The sequence below is a fragment of the Aeromicrobium sp. genome, from assembly GCF_036676885.1.
Classification (GTDB): Bacteria; Actinomycetota; Actinomycetes; order Propionibacteriales; family Nocardioidaceae; genus Aeromicrobium.
Window position 1 is genome coordinate 1 of sequence record NZ_JAKFCB010000228.1, and the last position, 1,708, is coordinate 1,708.

A 1,708-nucleotide genomic window follows, 5' to 3' on the forward strand; every position below is an offset into this window, starting at 1 on the left:
GGCTACCCTCGTCGTCAACCCCGAGAACCGCCGTGCGCGTCCTCCTGATCAACCCCTCGATGAACATGCAGAAGCTCGGTCGGTTCGCCGAGCTCCTGGAGCCGATGCCGCCGACCGGCATCGCGTACATCGCCGGGGCGCTCGTGGCGGCCGGCCATCACACCCGCGCCGTCGACATGTTCGGCGAGAAGCTGATCGCGTCCGAGGTCCTCGACCGGGTGAAACGGTTCGCGCCGGACCTGGTCGGCATGACCGTGCTCACGCCCTCCGCACCCACGTGCGAGAAGCTCGCGCGGCTCATCCGGGTGGCGTGCCCCACCACCAAGATCGTGTGGGGTGGCGTGCACGCCGACGTGTTCGCGAAGGACATCCTCCGCAGCGGCGCCGCCGACTACGTCGTCAATCACGACGGCGAGGACACCATCGTCGAGCTCTGCGCCGCGATGGAGAGCGGCGAGACCGACCTCTCCCGCATCGACGGCCTCACGTGGCTCGATCGGTCCGGCGGCAAGTCGGGCGATGCCGTCACCAACAAGACGCGCGCGCTCCGTCGCGACCTCGACTCGCTCGCCTACCCCGAGTGGGACCTGTTTCCGTACCACCGCTACGGCCTGCTCCCGTTCGCGGACGTGGCCAAGCCCGTCCTCACCATGACCGGCAGCCGCGGCTGCCCCTATCGCTGCGACTACTGCTCGCTCCTGCACTCGGGCAAGGTGTACCGCCGTCGCGACCCGTTCAAGATCGTCGACGAGTACGAGTACCTCGTCGATCGCTACGGCGTGAAGCAGATCGGCCTGGTCGATCCCATCTTCCCGCTCGTGGTGAAGGACCTGAAGCCGCTGTGCGAGGAGCTCGTGCGCCGCGGCCTCGATCAGAAGTGCTCGTGGCTCTCCGAGACCCGCGCCGATCGCCTCGACGAGGAGACCTGCCGGCTCATGTACGAGGGCGGGTGCCGCCGCGTGCTCATGGGCATCGAGTCGGGCGTCGACATGCTGCTCGGCAACGTGAACAAGAACCTCACCACCGAGAAGGTGCGCTGGGGCGTTCAGAACGCGAAGAAGGCGGGCCTCTCGACCGTCGGCCTCTTCATGATCGGCATGCCCGGCGAGACCCCCGAGATGACCCGCGAGACCATCGAGTTCGCCGTCGACCTCGACCTCGACTTCGCCAAGTTCGCGATCACCGTGCCGTTCCCGGGCAGCAAGCTGTTCGAGGACCAGTGGCAGAAGACGCTCTTCCGCGACGACTGGGAGAACTACACCACGTTCAACCCCGACGCCGACCGGCTCGTGTACCACCCCGAAGGCTACGATCCGGAGCTGCTCATCAAGATGCAGTCCTACGGCCTCCGGCGCTTCTACATGCGCTACGAGCAGGTCCGCCGGCAGCTGGTCGAGCTCAAGACGATCAACCCGAAGATGATGCTCTACGGGCTCTACGGGATGGCGATCTAGCGGGAGTTCATGGGGCGGGGGGCCGGCCCCCCGCAACGCCCCCCGAGGCGCGTGATCGAAGCGACCCCTACGTGTCGTACCACTCGGGCGTGACGAGCTGCTGGTAGTGCTCGACCTTCAGCGGGTTGACACGGTCCTTGATGGCGCCGAGGGCCATCTTGGCGCTCACGAGCGTGAACCAGATGTACATGTCGCGCTTGTAGGGCACCTTCGACGTGAGGCCCTTCGCCATCCACCGCTTGTTCACGAACTCC

At 66.6% G+C, this 1,708-nt stretch carries 2 protein-coding genes; one reads left to right on the forward strand and one right to left on the reverse strand.

Going from position 1 to position 1,708, the window contains the following annotated elements:
- The first annotated feature begins 32 nt into the window (after nt 1–32).
- Nucleotides 33–1,454 (forward strand): B12-binding domain-containing radical SAM protein, encoded by a 1,422-nt coding sequence (locus V6M46_RS10245; RefSeq protein ID WP_332664484.1) that lies wholly within the window; start codon nt 33–35, stop codon nt 1,452–1,454.
- 67 nt (nt 1,455–1,521) lie between these two features.
- Here V6M46_RS10245 and V6M46_RS10250 read toward each other — a convergent pair.
- Nucleotides 1,522–1,708: hypothetical protein (locus V6M46_RS10250; protein ID WP_332664487.1), on the reverse strand; the 187-nt coding region annotated here is incomplete at its 5' end.